The 17895-nt window shown below is 65.1% G+C and carries 16 protein-coding genes; 7 read left to right on the top strand and 9 right to left on the bottom strand.

Features of this window, described 5'->3' with window-relative positions:
• The first annotated feature begins 27 nt into the window (after positions 1 to 27).
• From DAAJ005_RS14210 to thrS, 3 genes are all read left to right on the top strand, one after another.
• Positions 28 to 1089 carry a glycoside hydrolase family 26 protein gene (locus tag DAAJ005_RS14210; protein WP_226342439.1) on the top strand — a complete coding sequence of 354 codons (1062 nt, stop codon included), beginning with the start codon at positions 28 to 30 and terminating at the stop codon, positions 1087 to 1089.
• A complete protein-coding gene (locus DAAJ005_RS14205; protein WP_151847687.1) occupies positions 1086 to 3149 on the top strand; it encodes a glycosyl transferase family protein in 2064 nt (687 codons plus the stop codon). Before DAAJ005_RS14210 ends, DAAJ005_RS14205 begins: the two co-directional genes overlap by 4 nt.
• A 284-nt stretch (positions 3150 to 3433) precedes the next feature.
• Positions 3434 to 5383, top strand: coding sequence for a threonine--tRNA ligase (gene thrS / locus DAAJ005_RS14200; protein ID WP_151847686.1), 1950 nt, complete (start codon positions 3434 to 3436; stop codon positions 5381 to 5383).
• Positions 5384 to 5429: 46 nt separating this feature from the next.
• Here the strand turns inward: thrS and DAAJ005_RS14195 are convergent, their stop codons facing one another.
• Both DAAJ005_RS14195 and DAAJ005_RS14190 read right to left on the bottom strand, forming a co-directional pair.
• Positions 5430 to 6593: a permease prefix domain 1-containing protein gene (locus DAAJ005_RS14195; protein WP_151847685.1), complete on the bottom strand. Its 1164-nt coding sequence runs from the start codon at positions 6591 to 6593 to the stop codon at positions 5430 to 5432.
• Positions 6590 to 6931, bottom strand: coding sequence for a PadR family transcriptional regulator (locus DAAJ005_RS14190; protein ID WP_192930778.1), 342 nt, complete (start codon positions 6929 to 6931; stop codon positions 6590 to 6592). Before DAAJ005_RS14190 ends, DAAJ005_RS14195 begins: the two co-directional genes overlap by 4 nt.
• Positions 6932 to 7037: 106 nt before the next feature.
• On the opposite strand from DAAJ005_RS14190, the gene folE reads away from it, so the two are divergent.
• Positions 7038 to 7667: a GTP cyclohydrolase I FolE gene (gene folE, locus DAAJ005_RS14185; RefSeq protein WP_192930777.1), complete on the top strand. Its 630-nt coding sequence runs from the start codon at positions 7038 to 7040 to the stop codon at positions 7665 to 7667.
• Positions 7668 to 7725: 58 nt separating this feature from the next.
• On the opposite strand, the gene glmU is transcribed toward folE, so the two are convergent.
• Positions 7726 to 9192, bottom strand: coding sequence for a bifunctional UDP-N-acetylglucosamine diphosphorylase/glucosamine-1-phosphate N-acetyltransferase GlmU (gene glmU, locus DAAJ005_RS14180; protein WP_151847682.1), 1467 nt, complete (start codon positions 9190 to 9192; stop codon positions 7726 to 7728).
• A gap of 344 nt (positions 9193 to 9536) precedes the next feature.
• Between glmU and DAAJ005_RS14175 the strand changes: the two genes are divergently transcribed.
• Positions 9537 to 10538: an asparaginase gene (locus DAAJ005_RS14175; RefSeq protein ID WP_192930776.1), complete on the top strand. Its 1002-nt coding sequence runs from the start codon at positions 9537 to 9539 to the stop codon at positions 10536 to 10538.
• Between the two features lie 31 nt (positions 10539 to 10569).
• Here DAAJ005_RS14175 and DAAJ005_RS14170 read toward each other — a convergent pair whose 3' ends face one another.
• Complete coding sequence (locus tag DAAJ005_RS14170; RefSeq protein ID WP_151847680.1) at positions 10570 to 11301, bottom strand: zinc ribbon domain-containing protein; 732 nt, start codon at positions 11299 to 11301, stop codon at positions 10570 to 10572.
• 208 nt (positions 11302 to 11509) lie between these two features.
• Here DAAJ005_RS14170 and DAAJ005_RS14165 point away from each other — a divergent pair, with 208 nt between their 5' ends.
• Together DAAJ005_RS14165 and DAAJ005_RS14160 are read left to right on the top strand one after the other, a co-directional pair.
• On the top strand, positions 11510 to 11806 hold the full coding sequence (locus tag DAAJ005_RS14165) for a hypothetical protein (RefSeq protein ID WP_151847679.1): 297 nt from the start codon (positions 11510 to 11512) through the stop codon (positions 11804 to 11806).
• Complete coding sequence (locus DAAJ005_RS14160; protein ID WP_151847678.1) at positions 11806 to 12807, top strand: DUF6745 domain-containing protein; 1002 nt, start codon at positions 11806 to 11808, stop codon at positions 12805 to 12807. Before DAAJ005_RS14165 ends, DAAJ005_RS14160 begins: the two co-directional genes overlap by 1 nt.
• Here DAAJ005_RS14160 and DAAJ005_RS14155 read toward each other — a convergent pair.
• From DAAJ005_RS14155 to DAAJ005_RS14135, 5 genes are read right to left on the bottom strand one after another with little or no spacing between them, the layout of a single operon-like run.
• The gene (locus DAAJ005_RS14155; protein WP_192930775.1) at positions 12728 to 13726 is read right to left on the bottom strand and encodes an STM4011 family radical SAM protein; all 999 of its coding nucleotides are present in this window, start codon (positions 13724 to 13726) and stop codon (positions 12728 to 12730) included. The two genes, DAAJ005_RS14160 and DAAJ005_RS14155, sit on opposite strands and share 80 nt — an antisense overlap.
• Positions 13717 to 15060: an STM4012 family radical SAM protein gene (locus DAAJ005_RS14150; protein WP_151847677.1), complete on the bottom strand. Its 1344-nt coding sequence runs from the start codon at positions 15058 to 15060 to the stop codon at positions 13717 to 13719. The genes DAAJ005_RS14155 and DAAJ005_RS14150 overlap by 10 nt, the downstream gene beginning before the upstream one ends.
• Positions 15057 to 15866: an STM4013/SEN3800 family hydrolase gene (locus tag DAAJ005_RS14145; RefSeq protein ID WP_151847676.1), complete on the bottom strand. Its 810-nt coding sequence runs from the start codon at positions 15864 to 15866 to the stop codon at positions 15057 to 15059. The genes DAAJ005_RS14150 and DAAJ005_RS14145 overlap by 4 nt, the downstream gene beginning before the upstream one ends.
• Positions 15859 to 16956, bottom strand: a complete 1098-nt coding sequence (locus DAAJ005_RS14140) for an STM4014 family protein (RefSeq protein ID WP_151847675.1) — start codon at positions 16954 to 16956, stop codon at positions 15859 to 15861. The genes DAAJ005_RS14145 and DAAJ005_RS14140 overlap by 8 nt, the downstream gene beginning before the upstream one ends.
• On the bottom strand, positions 16953 to 17870 hold the full coding sequence (locus tag DAAJ005_RS14135; protein WP_151847674.1) for an STM4015 family protein: 918 nt from the start codon (positions 17868 to 17870) through the stop codon (positions 16953 to 16955). The genes DAAJ005_RS14140 and DAAJ005_RS14135 overlap by 4 nt, the downstream gene beginning before the upstream one ends.
• Positions 17871 to 17895 lie beyond the last annotated feature (25 nt).

Here is a 17895-nt window from a genome sequence, read left to right as displayed (position 1 = left end):
GGGACCGGGGCGGTTTGGCGCGGAAGTGTGCTGGCGCTGCTGCTGGGTCTCACCAGCCCGGCGGTGGGCCAGCCGGGCCGGACCGTGAAAGGGCCTGCGCTGGCCCACGGCGTGTTCGTGGCCTCGCCGGATCAGCCCGAGGATACCGTGGCTGACGCGCAGCTCGATGCCTACACGGCGGCAGTGGGCCGGGAACTGGCCTACGTTTACCTGACCAACAATTGGTTTCGCTCGCGGGCCTTTCCCGCCGAGCAGGTGGCGCGGGTCCGGGCGCGCGGGGCCACGCCGTTCATTCGCCTGATGCTGCGCAGCAGTGACGAAGAGGCGGTCCGTCCTGATCCGCTGTTCACCTTGCAGGCCATCATCGCCGGGCGGTTCGACGACGATCTGCGGGCCTGGGGCGCGGCGGCGGGCCGGGTGGACGGCCCTGTGTACGCCGAGTACGGCACCGAGGTCAACGGTTCGTGGTTTGCCTGGAACGCCCGCTGGAATGGAGAGACGGCGGGCGCGGCGCAGTTCGTGCAGGCGTACCGCCGGATGGCGAAGGTGGTTCGTGAGGGCGGCGGCAGCAACGTGCGCTGGGTCTTCCATGTGGCGGCCCAGGACGATCCACCAGTCCGCTGGAACACGCTGGAAGCCTATTACCCCGGTGGCGACGTGATCAGCGTGCTGGGCGTCTCGGCCTACGGCGCGCAGTCGCCGCAAGACGCCGCCTCAGACATCCTGAGCCTGCGCGCCCAGCTCGACGACGTGATGCCGCGCCTGAGTGCGCTGGCCCCCAGCAAGCCCGCGCTGCTGCTGGAATTCGGCAGCGCGCGGGGTGCGGCGGTAGCGCCCGAAGCCTGGGCCGGGGCCGCCCTGACGGACCTGATTGCCGGGCGCTGGCCTGGCCTGCGTGGCTTCTCTTGGTGGAACAGTGCGTGGACCAACGACGACGATCCACGGCACGACACCGAGATGCGCGTCGAAACGCAGCCGGCCCTGGCCGCCGTCTTCCGCCGCTTTTTGGACGGGCCAGGCGTGACCGAGCGCCTGAACCTGACTCCCCCTTTACCTCAATCCTCAATCCCTGCCCAGGAGGCACCGTGACCCTGCTCGATTTCAATTTTTCTTCCCTGCTGTCCACCGGGGTTTTCCTGCTGCTGGCACTGTATATCGTGGTCAGTCTGGATGATCTGCTGCTGGACCTGGCCTACCTTCTGCGGCGGCGCAGGATCAGGGACTGGCAGCTCAGCGCCGCCGAGTTGCAGCGTGACCGCCCGGCCCGCATCGCCGTGATGGTGGGCGCGTGGCAGGAGGCGGGCGTGGTCACGCCGATGATCGAAAGTACCCTGAAACTGATGCACTACCCCGCCTCGCAGGTGGAATTCTTCGTGGGCGTGTACCCCAACGATCTGGCCACCGCCCCCGAGGTGCAGGCGCTGGATGAGCGCGCCGCCTGCGTCCACTGCGTGGTCAACGAGAAGTCGGGGCCGACCAGTAAGTCCCAGAATCTCAACGGGGTCTACGCTGCTGTCCAGGCCCACGAGGCCCGCACCGGCCAGAAGTTCGACATCATCGCCGTCCACGACGCCGAGGATGTGATCCACCCATACACCTTCAGCGCCTACAGCGCGCTGCTCAAGAAGCACCAGATGGTGCAGTTACCGGTGTTCGCGCTGTTCCCACGGGTGGGCGGTGTGGGCCTGCGCGGGCTGGTGCGCCGCACGCTGGCGCAACTGGTCACTGGCAGTTACGCCGATGAATTCGCAGAGCATCATCTGCATCACCTGCCCGCCCGCGAGGCACTGGGGTTGTTTCTGCCCTCGGCGGGCACCGGCTTTGCCATGCGCCGCGAGGTGATGGCCCTGCTGGACGAGGAAGACGGTCAGGTGCTGACCGAGGGTGCGCTGGCCGAGGACTACGAGCTGGCGCTACGGCTGTGGCGCAAGGGCATCAAGGTGCATTTTCATGTCCAGCCGCTGCCACGCCTGCGCCAGGATGGTCGGACCGAGTGCGATTACGTGGCTGTGCGCGAATACTTTCCCACCGAGATCGCGGCGGCCATCAAGCAGAAAGGCCGCTGGACCTACGGCATCACGTTGCAAACGCCGCAGCGCCTGCGCGGCATGAAGCTGGGTCTGCGGGACCGCCTGACCCTGTGGCACGATCAGAAGGGCAAGTTCACCAACCTGATCCACCTGATTGGCTACCCCTTCTCGGCGGCGCTGATTCTCTGCACGTTGCTGGGCGTCGGCTTCGAGTCCACGCCGCTGCTGCGCGGCCTGCTGTACACCGTGCTGGGCATTACGGCGTGGCGCATGCTGATGCGCGGCGCGGCGGTGCGGCGCATTTACGGGCTGCGGCAGGCGCTGATCGCCACGCTGGTGCTGCCGGGCCTGCCCCTGCGCTGGCTGATCGGCAATTATATCAACACCCTGGCCACGGTGCGCGCGTGGCGGCTGTTCCTGTTTCCCGCCAAGGGCCAGACGCGCGGCACGGCGGTGTGGGACAAGACCGAGCGCAAGGCGTATGTGCCCGATTCCGTGCTGGACGACGCCCGCCGCCGCCTGGGCGATCAGGTGCTGTTCTCCGGCGGGGTGGATTCGCGCACGCTGAGTCGCCTGATCCGCGAGGGCCAGAGCCAGTCCAGGCCGCTGGGTCAACTGATGCTGAGCGGCCAGCTCATGTCCGAGGCGGCGCTGCGACAGTCGCTGGCCACCCTGCATGGGCTGACCTTCATGGAGCTGACCCCGGAAATGATCGACGCCCGCCTGCTGCCCACCGTGCTGGGCCGGGAGATGGGCTTCGCGGTCCTGGGACAGCGGGAGGACCAGGTGCTGATCGCCACGCCGCACGCCAGTCACACCGAGCGTCTGGCCGGGATTTTGCGGGTGCTGGCGCAGCAGCCCGGGCTGGCCGAACTGGGGGTCACCGTGTTCATGACCTCGCGGGCCAGCCTGGAGCATGCCTACAGCCGTCCAGGCATCAGCGGCTCGATCTACCGCCGGGCGCTGCGTGATCCCCGCATCGCGCTGGACATGCTGCCGCACGAATTCGAGCGCGTGCGTATGCAGCGTGAGATGGGCGGTCTCGAAACCCGCTGGGCTTCCGGGGTGGCCGGGGTCCAGCGTCCCAGCAAGCTCCGGGTTTCGGTGGGCAAGGGGTGATCTGAGCGCCCGTCTGCCGCCCATGCCGTGGGCCGGATCGGGGCGCGCAGGTCTACGGGCCACCGCAGTTGCCGCCGCCCGCCCGGACCCGCTAACATGGCCTGTATGAAGTCACGTGCCTATCACTCCGATCTGGTGATGGGAGGCGTGTGGCTGCGAATGTCCCATCTGCCCGGTCTGACGCGAACTCCAAGCGCCTGAAAGCCTTTCACTGGTTTTCAGGCGTTGTGCTGGAATGCGGCCAGATCGGGTCTTCTCGTGTCTTGAATCAAGGAGTTAAACATATGCACGTCTTTTTACCCGATGGAAAACAACTTGAATTACCGCAGGGTGCGACGGCCCTGGACGCTGCCCAGGCGATTGGCCCGCGCTTAGCCCAGGACGCGCTGGCAGCTACCGCCAATGGCGTACTCACGGACTTGCAGACCCCGCTGCCCGAGGGTGCAGAGATCAGCCTGATTACCAAGAAGAATCCGGGGCAGGCCCAGAGCGTCTTCCGGCACTCGCTGGGCCACGCCATGAGTCAGGCGGTGGGCGAGTATTACGAGCGCAAAGGCCATCCGCGTGAAGCAGTCAAGCGCGGCGTCGGCCCCAGCATCGAGAACGGCTTTTACCAGGATTTCGATCTGCCCGAACCGCTGAGCGAGGAAGAACTGCCCGAGATCGAGAAGATCATGCGCGAGATCATTGGACGCAATCTGGACATCAAGCGCTCAGAGGTGAGCAAGGCGCAGGCGCTGGAACAGTTCGGCTTCGATCCGTACAAGGTGGAATTGATTTCCGCGCTGCCCGATGATGAGCCGATCACCTTCTACACGCAGGGCGAGTATGTGGACCTGTGCCGGGGGCCGCATTTCCCCAATACCGGCAAGCTGCCCACCGCCTTCAAGCTGACCAGCACATCGGGCGCGTACTGGCGCGGCAACGAGAAGAACCCGATCCTACAGCGCGTATATGGTGTGGCCTTTGCCTCGCAAAAAGAGCTGGACGAGTATCTGGAGCGGCTGGAAGAGGCCAAACGCCGCGATCATCGCAAGCTGGGTCGCGAGCTGGAACTGTTCACTATTGATCCGCTGGTGGGCAAGGGCCTGCCGCTGTGGCTGCCCAACGGCACGGTGCTGCGCGAGGAACTGGCGGCGTTCCTGAAGGAGCAGCAGTTCCAGCGCGGCTATCAGGGCGTCATCACGCCGAACATCGGCAATCTGGAGCTGTACAAAACCTCTGGGCATTACCAGAACTACAGCGATAGTAACTTCTCGCCCATCACCGTGGACGATGAGCAGTACATGCTCAAGCCGATGAACTGCCCGCACCACGTCCGCATCTACGACAGCAAACCGCGCAGTTACCGTGACCTGCCCGTGCGCCTGGCCGAGTTCGGCACGGTGTACCGCTACGAGCAATCCGGCGAGCTGAACGGCCTAACGCGGGTGCGCGGCTTCACGCAGGACGACGCCCACATCTTCTGCCGCCCCGATCAGCTTAAAAAAGAGTTCCTGGATGTGCTGGATCTGACGGTGCTGGTGCTGCGGACCTTCGGCATGAACGATGTGCGCTTCCGCGTCGGCACCCGTGACCTCGCAGATGAAAAGTACGTGGGTGACGCGGCGAACTGGCAACTGGCCGAGGACGGGATTATTCAGGCCGTGGAGGAAGTCGGCCTGCCCTACAGCATCGAGCCAGGGGACGCCGCCTTCTACGGCCCCAAGCTGGACTTCGTAGTCAAGGATGTGCTGGGCCGCGAGTGGCAACTGGGAACCATTCAGGTGGATTACAACCTGCCTGAACGCTTCGACATATCGTATGTGGGCGAGGACGGCCAGGATCACCGTCCGGTGATGATCCACCGCGCCCCCTTCGGCAGCCTGGAACGCTTCGTGGGCATCCTGATCGAGCATTACGCGGGGGACTTCCCGCTGTGGCTGGCCCCGCGTCAGATCGCCATTGTGCCCATTGCAGACCGCCACAACGCCTACGCCGAGGAACTGCGCGCCGAGTTGCACAAGGCCGGGCTGCGCGCGGAGGTAGACGACACCAGCAACCGGATGCAGGCCAAGGTCCGCAACGCCGAACTCTCCAAGATTCCCATGATTCTGGTGGTGGGCGACAAGGAGCAAGAAGCCCGCGAGGTCAGCACCCGCGAACGCTGGCCCGACGGTCACAAGGAGCGCAAGGGCGTGGGCTTTGACGAGCTGAAGGCCGAGTTGCTGGAGCGCTATAAGAGCCGCAGCTAAGGAAAAAGTAGGGGAGAGGCCGCCTGCTGGGTTGGGGGCGGCCCTCCTATTGCAGTGGTTTGAGCGGCTCCAGCCTGACCGGATCACTGATGCGCTCGGTCAACGGCAAGAGGATGGCGGCGTTCTGATCTGGTGGGGCGGTTTCCCAGGTTGCAAGCGACGTATGAAGCTGGATGGTTTTGTTACGGCCCTCACCGAGTTTGCTGGGAAATGCAAGATCGACGGGGAGTTTGATCTGGCCTGCCTGATCCGCCACGTTGACGAATGTTCTGAAAGCGGGAGGGTTGGGAGTGTTCCGGGCTGGAATCTGATTGACCCAGTTCCAACTTTTGACCAGCACCAGGACAGGTGTGCCTGCTGGAATGGGCAGCTTGACCGTTCGGGTCGGACTGTCCGAATACAGCGGCCAGATAGTAGGGAGGGTCTGGAATTCCATATCGGCAAACCACACCTCGCGGGGCAACTGGCGCAGGCTGGCGGCAATGGCGGGCGCGTAAAGCAGGCCCAGGGTGGCCTCGCGCGTGTCATACGTAAAATTCTCATCGCCCATTGGTGGAAAGGGCTTCTCGTCTAAAAAGATTTGCCCCACCCGGATATCAAGCGGCCAGCCTGCCAGACTCGCGCAGGACAGGATGCTGGGCATGGAGATATAGAAATCACGCGGAGTCCGTGAAAACGGCAGCGTCGGCGTGTTCTGATTGTCGGAATAGTACGGGCCGTAACACATGACTGACCCGCCTTGCCCCAGTTCGGCGTCCGGCAGCCCGGCATGGGTCAGGACGTAGCTTCCATATTTGCGGGTCAGGCCAATCCCCAGTGGGTGCAGTTGACGCCGAGCTTCAGTCACCGTCATGGCTCCCTCGGCGCGCATTTCCGCGACGCTGGCGGTGCTGGAACCGGCCCCGGCCAGCCACTGCGCCGAAAATAGCGTGGGCAGCGGCAACAGCAGCAGGGCAGCCAGCGCCCCCAGGGCCAGAAAGCTCAGGGCCGGGTGAACCTGTTCGCCCCGGCGCAGGCTGCGGGCGATGGCCGGGGCGGGGCCCAGTTCCCGCATGGCCTGAACCCGCGCCCCTTCCTCTGATTCACCTGCCATGACAAGTTGCTGAACCCGCTCATGCAGATGGGAACGCAATTCTGCCTGCGCAGCCAGACACAGTTTTCGGCTTAAACCGCGTGTGGCGGCGTTCAGAAAGCGTTCCTCGTCGGTCATGCAAATTCCAGATACGGGCGCAGGGCCGCGATATGGGCGCGTTGTTCCTCACGTTGGCGGGCCAGCTCCGTTCTGCCGCCCTCGGTCAGTTCGTAGTACTTGCGGGGCGGGCCGCCGCTGTCGCTGGGTTGACGGTCTGACTGGATCAGTCCGCGTTTCTCCAGGCGGTGCAGCGCTGGATACAGCGTGCCTTCCTTGAAGTTGAAGTGTCCCTGGGTCGTGGCCTGGACGTCCTGGATGATCCGCAGGCCGTACAGCGGTCTCGCCTCCAGGCTGGCGAGCAGCAGAAAGTCCAACGTGCCGCGCAGTAAATTTCCGTCCGAACCTCTGCCTTGCATGACTACATAGTGGTGCAAAGTGAATAGGGCTGTCAATGGTGGAGGATGGCGCACTTTTGGCCCTAAATTACGTTCAGGCCCTCTCATGAAGGGGCATACTGCTTGGATGACCACGAACGCCCCTGATGTCCACACCGCCGCCGATCCGTTCATGCAAGAAGAACTGGAATTGCCCGGTCTGAGCGCCCTGACCGAACAGTGGCTCAGTGCGATGGGTGAAGACCCCACGCGCGAGGGGCTGCTTAAAACCCCCCACCGCGTCGCCAAAGCCTGGAACTTCCTGACTGACGGCTACCGCATGACCCTGGAGGAAGCCGCTGGAAACGCCGTCTTCGAGGCCGAGGGCAGCGAGATGGTGATCGTCAAGGATATCGAGTTCTATTCCATGTGCGAACACCACATGCTGCCGTTTTATGGCCGGGCGCACATCGCCTACATTCCCGACGGCAAGATCCTGGGCCTGAGCAAGTTCGCGCGGATCGTGGACCTGTACGCCCGGCGTTTGCAGGTACAGGAGCGCATTACCACCCAACTGGCCGACGCCGTGGTGGAACTGCTGGCCCCCAAGGGCGTGGCGGTGCTGATGGAAGGCACCCACCTGTGCATGGCGATGCGCGGCGTGCAAAAGCAGAATTCTTCCACCACCACCAGCGCCATGCGCGGCGTGTTCCGGGACGATCCCCGCACCCGCGCCGAGTTCATGAGCGCCACACAGACGACCCTGCGCTCACGCTGAAGCCCGGTTGAAGAGGAGAGGGGGCTGTGATTCGCGTCACTGGCCCCCTCTCCTTCTTTTACCCCTGCCGTTCCAGCCAGCCAGCCAGCCACGGCAATTTCTTCTCTACCTTGTCGCGCATGCCGCCCCAGTACCGCTTCGACCAGCCTTCGATATTGCGCTGCTTTCCACGGGCCACGGCCATCGCACCCTCGGGGATGTCGTCGTGGACGGCACTCCCGGCGGCGATAAAGGCAGCGTCGCCCACCGTACGCGGCGCGATAATGGTGCTGTTGCTGCCGATGAAGACGCCCGCGCCGATCACGCTGGGGTGCTTGTTGATGCCGTCGTAATTGGCGACAATCGTCCCCGCGCCGACATTGGTTTCCGCGCCAATGCTCACGTCGCCCAGGTAGGCCAGATGTCCGGCCTTGACCCCGGCGTCCAGACGGGCGTTCTTGGTCTCCACGAAGTTGCCGATATGCACGCCCGCGCCCAGCACGCTGCCGGGGCGCAGGCGGGCAAACGGCCCCACATCGCTGCCCGCGCCGACGTGTGCGCCCTCCAAAACACTGTGGGGCTTGACCACCACGCCCGCCTCCAGCACGCTGTCGGTGACGATGCTGTACGCGCCGATGGTGACGCCTCCGGCCAGCACCGTCTGTCCGCGCAGGATCACGCCGGGTTCCAGGGTCACGTCGCGGGCGATCTGCACGCTGTCCTCGATGCTGATGCGCTCGGGGTCTTGCAGGGTCACGCCCGCGCGCATATGTGCGGCGTTGGTGCGGCGGCGCAGAATAGCCTCCAGTTCAGCCAGACCAGTGCGGTCGTTCGCGCCCATCACTTCGTCGGGATCGGCGAGTTTGAAGGCGTGGGCGGCCTCGCCCTCGGCCCGATACAGACCCAGTAGATCGGTCAGGTAATACTCGCCTGCCGCGTTGTCGTTGCCGATGCGGTGGGCCAGTTCCCCCGCCCGCGAGTCCATCAGGTACACGCCGCTGTTGAATTCGCCCACCGCCTCTTCCTCGGGCGTGGCGTCTTTTTGCTCAACGATGCGCACCACGTCGCCCTGCGCGTCGCGGATGATGCGCCCGTAGCCAGTGGCGTCCGGCAGTTCTCCGGTCAGGATGGTCAGGGCGCTGCCACGCGCGCGGTGGTCTTCCAGCATGGCTTCCAGCGTCCCGGAGCGCAGAAGCGGCGTATCGCCGTACAGCACCAGCACGTCCGCGTCCTCATGGCCATTGCCCTGAAGCGAATCGACCAGCACGTCGATGCCGCAGATGAAGGCGTGGCCAGTGCCCAGCCGCTGTTCCTGGCGGGCAAAAACGACACCCTGCCCCCCCAGCGTCATCTCTACTTTTTCTGCGCCGTGCCCGGTCACCACCACGACGTTTCGTGCGCCCAGTTCACGCGCCGCCTTCACGGCCCAGGCCACCATCGGGCGGCCCGCCACGGGATGCAGCACCTTGGGGAGGGCCGAATTCATGCGGGTTCCCTGTCCCGCCGCAAGGATCACCACGTCCAGCGGACGTCTATATGCAGTCATTCCATTTCACCTTTATTCCAGTGTAATGCAAGTCCTCCCCGCCTGGGGGCGGCTGGTCATACGGGTTCCGTCCATAACGCGGCAGGAGTCGGCGCTGTCCCGATTTCTGCACTCCACGCCCGGAGGGATGTTTTTCTCCTGCTCACTCTCGTCATGAACAGACTGTCGTCGTGGGAGCGCGTCCGTATCGAGCTACTCCTCCCCTCCTTCCTATGACTGGGACAGTTCGAAGCGAGGACGCTCTTCTTCCCGTTCGGATTTCAAGTGTTGAAAAACTTCTGGAAATTAGATTCGGTATCAGATGTGTGGCGTTCCGGCCCGCGTCAGGCCCCACAATGCCCCGTATGCAACGTTCCACTGTGCAGCAGCAGCGTCCCAGCAAGCGTCTCGCGGTGATCCATACCGGCGGCACCATCGCCAGCCGTCCCAGCCCCGACGGGCGCGGCCTGACCCCCCAGCAGGCCCCCAGCGTGCCGGGTCTGGCGGACGTGGAGGTCCATGACTTCCATCCCTTCAACCTGCCCAGCCCGCACATCACACCCGCGCACATGCTGGAGCTGGCAGGGCTGATCCGGCAGCTTGCGCCCGAACATGATGGAATTGTCGTGACGCACGGCACCGATACGCTGGAGGAAACGGCCTTCGCCTTGCATCTATTGCTGGATACGCCCACGCCCGTCGTCCTAACCGGCAGCATGCGGCATGCGGGCGAGGTGTCCTGGGACGGCCCAGCCAACCTGCTGGACGCCGCCGGGGTGGCTTTGCATTCACAAAGTACCGGAAGAGGTCCGCTGGTGGTCTTTGGCGGCGACATTTTCGACGCGCGTACCGTGACCAAGGTGCATACCACCGCCGTTGACGCGTTCGGCGGCTATCCCGGCCCCATCGGGCGGATTGACCGCACCAGCAATGGAACAGTGGACACGGCGCATGTCCGGTTCTTCGCCACCCCCGAACAGCGCCGCACCTACGTGCCCGGCAGCCTGAATGCCCGCGTGGACATCCTGTACGCCTACGCGGGCTGGCGCGGCGAGGGCTACGCGGGGGCGCAGGCGGACGCCGACGGCATCGTGATCGCGGCCCTGGGCACCGGGAACCTGCCCGCCGAGTTGCTGCCCCTGATCGCTGCCACGCAGCAGCCAGTAATCATTGCCACCCGCACCCACGCCGGACCCGTGCTGCCGGTCTACGGCTACACGGGCGGCGGCGCGACGCTGGTGAAAGCCGGGGCCATTCCCGCCAGCTTCCTGAACGCCCACAAGGCCCGCATCCTGCTGCTGACGCTGCTGGGATCGGGCCTGGGGAAAGAGGAGATCAGGGCGGTGTTCGGGGAGGCGGGTTTTTAAGAGGGGATTAGCCGAACTGACCGCGCTTCCCTTACTCTGCTGACTCCAGATCCAGCCGGATCAGGAAGCGTCCGCAGGATGGGCACTTCACGGGGGGCAACTTGCCCAGCGCGGCTTTCTGCTGCACGTTAATGGGCAACACCACGTTGCAGCCGGTGCAGCGCCCGCCCTTGATCTCCACGACGCCCAGACCCTTCTTGGCCTTGCGGATCATGTCGTACTCGCGCACGGTGCGGGTGTCCAGATCACTGACCAGCGCGGCGCGTTCCTGGCGGTCTGCCTCACCCTGGGCGCGCAGGTCCTCAATGCGGGCCTCGTCCTTCTCTTCCATCGTGTTCAGGCTGGGGCGCAGGGCGCGGTGCTGGGCACGCAGATCGGCGGCCCGTTCGTTCAGTTCGCGCTGACGCTCGCGCAGCGGCACCAGATCTTCGGCCATCTCGTCGGCGCGCTCACCGAGCTGCTGAATCCGGCTGCCGTACTGGCTCTGGGCGCGGGCGTCGAAAGCGTTCTTCTCCTGCTCCTCGGCGGCGCGGGCCATCTGTTCGCGGGTGCCGCCCAGGTCCTGCTCCTGCTGGCGCACGCGCTTGTCCACGCCTTCCAGGGTGATCTCGGTGTCTTCCAGATCGTTGTTGAGGCGGCCCTGCTCGGCGCGGGCGGCCCGCAGGTCATCGGGGAAATTCTGTTCCTCGTCGCGCAGACGGTCAAGGCCCAGGTCAAGTTCCTGGACGCGGTGCAGGCGACGGAGGGGGGAAAGATCAGTCATCACCCGCCAGTGTACCCCTCAATCGCCGGGGCCGGTTCCGAACGGGCAAGAAAACGTGAGGGCGGCGCAGCGATCAGGGGAAGCCATCGTCCCCCCGCCGCCAGATACGGGTGCCCCGAACTGTTCCCAGGGTTGCCGTAACCCTCGCATTCTGTTATGCTATCAACGTAATAAGCATAGCCCATTCAATCTGCTCAGGAGGTTTCCCATGCTTTACCGACACGGTGATGTTCTCGTCCAAAGCGTTTCTACCCTGCCCGAAGCCCACTCCCGCCCCGGCGTCACGCTGGCGCGCGGCGAGGTGACAGGTCACAGCCACCGTTTTGCCGAGGCTGCGGCGGTGCAACTGTACTCGGCAGGCGCGGACACCTATGTGCAGGTGCTGGCCGACACCGCCGATCTGATCCACGAGGAACACGCCACCATCACGCTGCCGCGCGGCTTTTACAAGGTATGGATGCAGCGCGAATACAGCCCCGAAGCGATTCGCCGGGTGCTGGACTGATGCCGCAGGTGTTGAACGCTGCCGAGGCGCGGCAACTGCTCCTGAGTGGTGAGGCGCAGGGGCCACTCAAGTTCCGTGGACGGCTTGATCTGTCGGGTCAGAAGGGGCTGCGTCGCCTGCCTGCTGGCCTGAGCGGCGACACCCTGGACATCAGCGACACGGGTCTGAGCGAATTGCCCGAAGACCTGCATGTGGGCGAACTGATCGCCCGCAATCTGCCCCTGATGGGCGTTCCCGCCAGCCTGCGCGTGCAGTTTCGCCTGACCCTGGACGGCTGTTCCCGGCTCCAGACCCTGCCCGAAGGGTTGAACGTCGGCTCGCTGAACTTGCAGGACTGCCTCTCGCTGGAAGCGTTGCCCGAGGGGTTGGACGTCTGCTTTCTAAACATCAACCGCTGCGAGGCCCTCTCAAGCTGGCCCTCCAAAGCCCAGATCCGCTTCGGTCACCTGTCGGCCCGCGACTGCCTGAGCCTGCGCGAATTGCCCCAGTGGCTGACCCAGGTGGCGCAACTGGACATCTCCGGTTGCCGGGGCATCACAGAGCTGCCCCTGGGCCTGCGGGTCAGCGGCTGGCTGGACGTGGCGGGCAGCGGCCTGACCGTGTTGCCTGCCGGATCGGTTCCGGCTCTGCGCTGGCGCGGCGTGCGCGTGGACGAGCGGCTGGCCTTTGCCCCTGAAACCATCAGCGGCGCGGAAATCCTGGCCCAGCCCAACGCTGAGGTCCGCCGCGTGATGATGGAGCGCATCGGCTCCGAGCGCTTTCTGGAAGAAGTGGGCGCAACCGTGCTGGACCGCGATACGGATGCGGGCGGTGAACGCACCCTAGTCCGCGTGGAGCTGCCCGACGACGAGCCGTTCGTGGCGGTGTGCGTGGGCTGTCCCTCTACCGGGCGGCGCTATACCCTGCGCGTGCCGCCCACCATTACCCGTGCCCAGGCGGCGTCGGCGTGGCTGGCGGGGTTTGATGAGCCGGGGCTGTATGCGCCGGTGATTGAGGCGTAGAGGGGCTTCCCAACTCCCGCGCCCGCGCCAGATACGCTTCCAGTCTCTCCCTGTCCGCCCACACCGCCAGATCAGGAATGCGTGCCAGCAGGCCGTCGCCGTATATCTGCGCCGCGTCCAGTTCACCCAGATGCACGTAGCCGATGTGGCATTCGCAGCTTGCGCGGGAGCAAGGGCGGGGGCGCAGCAGTTCGCGCACGTTCTGGGTGTAAATGTTGCCGATGGGCCGCTCAATGAAGTGGCAACGGCGGGCCGTGCCGTCGCCCTCCACGCTGATGACCGTCTCGCCCGCGCCGCACGGCAGCCCGCGTGTGCGGTAGCGGCGGGTGTTGACCTCAAAAAGTGGGTCCACCGCGCCCAGCCGGGCCAGATCGTGCGCCGAGTAATAGCCCGCGCCCACCTTGAAGGCATTGACCCACAGGTAGACGTGCGCGGGCAGGGTGGCGCGCATCGCCTCGATATCTTCAAAATGGCCCTTCTTGCCCACCACGCCCACGCTGTAGCGCACGCCACGGGCATCCAGTTCGGCGCAGCGGGCCAGGAAGCGTTCCTGCTTGACCTCGCCGGGATGGTAGGTGGCCCACAGGGCGATCCTGGATTTCTCGGCCTCCTCCAGCCATTTCAACGAACCGGAGAGGTTGGTCTGAATAGCCAGTTGCCGAATGTGCGGCAGGTGGCTCAGGCGGGCCAATGCCTGTTGATAGCGTGGCCTGACCAGTGCCTCGCCCCAGGGGGTAAAGAAGACGGAGAGGTCAAACGGTTGCGCCTCCGCCCAGGCCACGAACCGCGCCAGCGCCCGTGCGTCCGCCGCGTGTTCCGCCGCCGACTCGGTGTGCTTGGCGAAGGGGCAGTAGGGGCAGGCATAGTTGCAACTGGAGAGCGGTCCCCGGTAGATCACGCTCAGGTGGTCTAACTCCACTCGTACTCCTCGCTCAACTTCCGCACGGTGGGCGAATACAGCCACGGCCCCAGCGCGTCGGACTGTTCCAGGCCAGCAGGAGTCAGGGTCAGGGTGCCAGTTTGCAGGCGGGCGAGGTCCGTCTCCGGCAGCGTTGCGAGCTGAGGAAAGTCGGCCAGTGCGTCGCTTGCAAACTCCTGCTGGTACGCGCGCAGGTTCAGCCCGGAGATGTGCAGGAGCGATTGCAGCGCATACCGCCGCCGCCGTTCGTCCTCGCTCAGATGGATGCCGTGCGTGATCTGACCGAATCGTTCGGCTGGCTGCTCCACGAAGTCCTGAATGATCTCGCGCACGCCCACGCGGCCCACGGCGTACTCGCTGGAGTAGTGCAGATGCCGCGTGTAGGACCGCGCCCCACAGCCCAGGCCCACCATGCCGTCCAGTTGGCAGGTGTACTCCGGCTCGGATTCCAGTGGCAGACTCGCTTTCTGAAAGCGGCGCATGGACGTTTGCAGGTAGCCGCGCGACAGCAGGAAATCGCGCCCCAGCCGGTATAGCTCCAGCCGCTCGTCGTCCCAGGTGCGCCCCAGCCGCTCGTCGTCCCAGGTGCGCCCCAGCCGCCCGATTCCAGTGAGTGGGCGCACGTACAGCGGGTAGAGGAACAGTTCCTCCGGCGTCCACGTCAGCGCTGTTTCCAGCGATTCCAGCCACGTCTGCGGCGTCTGGTGCGCCAGTCCGTAGATCAGATCTATGTTCAGCCCCGGCAGCCCGGCGGCGCGGATGCCGTCCAGCGCCGCAAAGACCTCCGCGTTGCTCTGGGCGCGGCCCACGCCCCGGACCTCGGATTCCAGAAAGCTCTGAATGCCGATGCTGACGCGGGACACACCCCGTTCGGCCAGTAAGCGCAACCGCTCCGGAGTGGCGGTAGCGGGGGAGGTTTCTACACTGGCGGGCAGGCCAGCCACGCCGAAATGCGTGTCCAGCAGGTCAAATACCCGTTCCAGCTCAGGTGCCTCCAGATAGGTGGGTGTGCCGCCGCCGATGGCGAGGCGCGAAAACGTGGCCACGTCCAGCGCGTCCCGCACCACTTCCATCTGCCGTTCCAGCGCGTCCAGATACGCCCGCTCTAAGCTGACCGGGGCGTTGGCGACGGTGAACAGGTTGCAAAAGCCGCAGCGCATCTCGCAGAAGGGAATGTGCAGGTACAGGAACAGGTTTTGGCGGTTCTCGGCGGCCCAGGCGTCGCGCAGCGGTACGAGTCTGGTCAGCGGGCGGTACGCCGTCTTGTGCGGGTAGCCGTAGGTGTAGCTCTGGTACGGGCCGCCGCTTAGCAGCTCAGGGAGGGTGGCGGTCATGCCCCAGTTTCCCCCAAAACCAGTTCCGCGTATGGCACCGTCCACACCAGCGGGTGTGCGAGGCGGTGGCCGTGGTAGCCGTCCTCGCCAAAGCAGGTGCCGTGATCGGCGCAGATGATCAGCAAAGTAGTGCCGCGTGCGCGCAGGGCGTCCAGCAGGATGGGCAGGGCGGCATCTACGGTTCGCAGCGCCGCCCGCTGTGTTTCCGGCGAATCCTGCCGCGCGCCCGGCACATAAAAGTGCGTGGGCGTATGGGTGGCCGCCACGTTCAGCAGCAGAAATGCCCGTTGCTCGGATGGAACGGCGCGCAATGCTTCCGCCGCCACACGCATCTGCACGTCCGCTGAATCCGGGTTTTTCACGCCGCTGGCCGGGGACCAATGCGCTTCCGCGAACAGCGAAGGCAACGCGCTGCCCAGCGCCGAGCGCCCGTTGAAGAAGCCCACGCCGCCCACGCAGACGGTGTGATACCCGCGTGCGGCCAGGGCGGCGGGCAACGTCGCTTCCTCGAAGGTCAGGGTCTGCGGCGAGGTGCTGCGGCTGCCCTCGAAGGCGGCGGCAAACAGGCGCGGATGCCGTCCCGGACGCGCGGGCGTGGGCAGAAAGCCCGATAGAAAGGCGTGGTGGGCAGCGTAGGTAAAGCTGCCGGGCGTATGCCGCTTCTCCCACACGCCGCCGGGCAGCAGGGCGGCCAGATTCGGAGTCTCGCCCGCCTCCAGCGCGGCCACGGCCACGTCGTAGCGCAGGCTGTCCAGCGTGATTAGGGCCACGTCGCAGCGTCCGATCAGCTCACGCGCGTCAAGCATTCCGCACCTCCAGCGCCAGCAACTCCGCCGCGTAGGTGTCCCATCCGTCCACAAGCACGCCTCGGTGGTAGTCGCCAAACGCGTTCACTTCCAGCACGGCCTGACGTTTCCACCCTGGCGTCAGCAGTAGGTCCACGCCGCCGTAGAGTGCGCCGGGAAAGGCAGCCAGGGCGGCCTCGGCGGTGCGGCCCACCTCTGCCCAGCGTTCCGCGCCCAGCCCAGCTTTCAGCGCCTCGATGTCGCCCCGCTCATTGCCCAGATGCAGATTGGTGATCGGTCCGCGTGACGCCCTCACCAGCGCGTGCTGCGCCCGCCCGCCGATGACCACCACGCGCAGATCGATGGTGCCGCCGCCAAAACTGGCTTTGGGGAGCCAGCGTTCCACATGCAGGCGGTGCGGGGCCAGCGCGTCAATCAGCGCCTCGATCTCCGCCCAGTCCTCCAGTTTGATCAGCCGCCGTGAGTTGAACAGCCGCCTGCCCTCATGACGAACGGTGGTGACGGCGCTGACCCTTTTCCCGGTCCACTGCAAGGCCAAGATGCCAGAACCGCTGGAGCCGTAGGCCAGCTTGACGAACAGCCGTGACCAGCCACGTTCCTTCGCCGCGTGCATCAACCCGTCGAATGATTGAATGTCTGGTAACGCCTCTGGCACTGACACGCCTGCCGCCTGTAAAAGCGTGTGGGTGGCGGGTTTATCGAACATGGTCAGGATGTGGGCCGTGGTTTGCATTCGGGTATGGGGTGGCGCACCCTGCAACTGCGCGTCCAGCTCCCGCAAAACCTGACTGAAGCCCGCGTACCATGCCCGCGACGGTGCGATTTCGCCCGCCTCAAGGTCCACGGGCTGCCCGCCACCCAATTCGATCAGGGCCAACTCGGTTTGAATGTCCTCGCCCGGCGACTCGAAGCGCACCACGCTGCCGGGGCGCACCTCCTGCGCCAGATTCGCACGGCCTGTCATCAAATTCAGATACGACAGCACCCGCCCTGGGGGCCAGCCCATGCTCTCTAACGTGGCCCCGAAAGAGCGGGCGCGTCGGCCATCGGGCGGGGCGATCAGCAGTACATCGCGGGGTGCCGGGGTCATTCCCCCAGGGCCACGAACCGCCAGTCGTCCTCGTCGTCCTGATGATCGGAGGTGTCCACCTCGATGGGCAGTGCGCCGAGTTTTTCCATCATTTCCTCGGTGCAGAAATGGTGGGTGAGGATCAGTTTCTTCAGGGTTTTGACGCGTTCGCTGTCCAGCAACGCTGCCGCGCCCTCGTCGGTCAGGGTGCCCAGCGACAGGTCCAGCACCTCCAGTTGATCCAGGATTGGCGCGTGGGCGAACATCTGCGCGATCTCGTCCTGATGTTCGCTGTTCTTGACCCCTAGATATTTCAGGGCCGGAAAGCGCGAGCCGTCCAGCAGCGGCGTCAGGTCATCGGCGGCGTTCGTTGCTCCATAGTCTTCGGTACCCAGATACAGTTCCAGATGTTCCAGCCGGGGCAAGTTGGCAGTGACCACCTCGCGCACCACCTCGGCGCTCAGGCCGCCCGCCTGGACGATCAGTTCGCGCAGCTCTGGCAGTTCAATCTGACCCAGGCTCAGGCTGTTGCCGCCGCGCACGCCCAGATGCGTCAACTGCGGGTAGGCGGCCAGAATGGGGGAGAGATCGCCCTGCGTGATCCACGACACCTCGTTTTCCTCGTAAGTGATGTCGCCGATAAAGAGAACCCTGATGTTGGAAAGCTGCGTGTGGGCGGCCACTAATGCCTCAATAACCTCGTCGGGCACACCGTCCATACTTTCGTCGGTCCACAAACCCACCACGAAGCCCTGGCTGGCCTCCACCCCTGGCAGCGCCAGAAACGCGCGGAACTTATCGGTCCATTCCGTTTCGTTGTCGTAATCCACGGCAATGCGGTGAATGGTGGTGGCGGGGTCGCCCAGCGGCTGCCCCGGCTCCCACTGCGTAACCTGAAAGCCGCCAAATTCCGTCAGATGTTCACCGATGGTCATGCGCCAGTTTAAGCTGGGTGGCGTT

The organism is Deinococcus sp. AJ005 (assembly GCF_009017495.1).
Classification (GTDB): domain Bacteria; phylum Deinococcota; class Deinococci; order Deinococcales; family Deinococcaceae; genus Deinococcus.
This window is presented reverse-complemented; position numbering and strand designations above follow the sequence as displayed.

Bases quoted from the DNA above. Each gene is read 5' to 3' on its own strand.
- thrS (WP_151847686.1), top strand. From the start codon at position 3,434: ATGCACGTCTTTTTACCCGATGGAAAACAACTTGAATTACCGCAGGGT.
- DAAJ005_RS14195 (WP_151847685.1), bottom strand. From the start codon at position 6,593: ATGACCGACGAGGAACGCTTTCTGAACGCCGCCACACGCGGTTTAAGC.
- DAAJ005_RS14190 (WP_192930778.1), bottom strand. From the start codon at position 6,931: ATGCAAGGCAGAGGTTCGGACGGAAATTTACTGCGCGGCACGTTGGAC.
- folE (WP_192930777.1), top strand. From the start codon at position 7,038: ATGACCACGAACGCCCCTGATGTCCACACCGCCGCCGATCCGTTCATG.
- glmU (WP_151847682.1), bottom strand. From the start codon at position 9,192: ATGACTGCATATAGACGTCCGCTGGACGTGGTGATCCTTGCGGCGGGA.
- DAAJ005_RS14175 (WP_192930776.1), top strand. From the start codon at position 9,537: ATGCAACGTTCCACTGTGCAGCAGCAGCGTCCCAGCAAGCGTCTCGCG.
- DAAJ005_RS14170 (WP_151847680.1), bottom strand. From the start codon at position 11,301: ATGACTGATCTTTCCCCCCTCCGTCGCCTGCACCGCGTCCAGGAACTT.
- DAAJ005_RS14165 (WP_151847679.1), top strand. From the start codon at position 11,510: ATGCTTTACCGACACGGTGATGTTCTCGTCCAAAGCGTTTCTACCCTG.
- DAAJ005_RS14160 (WP_151847678.1), top strand. From the start codon at position 11,806: ATGCCGCAGGTGTTGAACGCTGCCGAGGCGCGGCAACTGCTCCTGAGT.
- DAAJ005_RS14150 (WP_151847677.1), bottom strand. From the start codon at position 15,060: ATGACCGCCACCCTCCCTGAGCTGCTAAGCGGCGGCCCGTACCAGAGC.
- DAAJ005_RS14145 (WP_151847676.1), bottom strand. From the start codon at position 15,866: ATGCTTGACGCGCGTGAGCTGATCGGACGCTGCGACGTGGCCCTAATC.
- DAAJ005_RS14140 (WP_151847675.1), bottom strand. From the start codon at position 16,956: ATGACCCCGGCACCCCGCGATGTACTGCTGATCGCCCCGCCCGATGGC.
- DAAJ005_RS14135 (WP_151847674.1), bottom strand. From the start codon at position 17,870: ATGACCATCGGTGAACATCTGACGGAATTTGGCGGCTTTCAGGTTACG.